This is a genomic window from Marivirga lumbricoides, from assembly GCF_014636295.1.
GTDB lineage: Bacteria > Bacteroidota > Bacteroidia > Cytophagales > Cyclobacteriaceae > Marivirga > Marivirga lumbricoides.
On the sequence record NZ_BMEC01000055.1, the window covers coordinates 1 to 820 of the forward strand.

General features: G+C 45.1%; 1 protein-coding gene. It reads left to right on the plus strand.

The window, feature by feature from the left end:
* On the plus strand, positions 1 to 776 hold a 776-nt coding region (locus IEV85_RS24730), incomplete at its 5' end, for a sialidase/neuraminidase family protein (protein WP_188467946.1).
* Between the last annotated feature and the right edge of the window lie 44 nt (positions 777 to 820).

Genomic DNA, 820 nt, shown 5'->3' on the forward strand with positions numbered 1-820 from the left:
TAACAGAAATCCCATCATGGGCTGGGAACATTCTTAGAACTCAAGAATCAGAATGTGTGTGCCATAAAGGAATCTGCCCAGTGGTCATGACAGATGGTCCAGCAAACAACAAAGCAGCTACCAAGATAATCTACTTCAAAGAGGGAAAGATACAAAAGACTGAAGAACTGCAAGGGAACGCTCAACACATCGAAGAATGTTCATGCTACGGAGCAGCAGGGATGATCAAATGTGTATGCAGAGACAATTGGAAGGGGGCAAATAGGCCAATAATCACTATAGATCCCGAAAGGATGACCCACACAAGCAAATACTTGTGTTCGAAAGTCTTAACCGACACAAGTCGTCCTAATGACCCCACCAATGGGAACTGTGATGCGCCAATAACAGGAGGGAACCCAGACCCCGGGGTAAAAGGGTTTGCATTCTTAGACGGGGGGAATTCATGGCTTGGTAGGACAATTAGCAAAGACTCCAGATCAGGCTACGAAATGTTAAAGGTCCCAAATGCAGAAATCGACACTCAATCAGGGCCAATCTCATACCAGCTGATTGTCAACAACCAAAATTGGTCAGGGTACTCAGGGGCATTCATAGACTACTGGGCAAACAAGGAGTGCTTCAATCCTTGTTTTTATGTGGAGCTAATCAGGGGGAGACCCAAAGAGAGTAGTGTTCTGTGGACTTCCAATAGCATTGTAGCTCTCTGTGGATCCAGGGAGCGATTGGGATCATGGTCCTGGCATGATGGTGCAGAAATCATCTACTTTAAGTAGAAATGATTTAAGAAAAAACACCCTTGTTTCTACTGATCACGCGT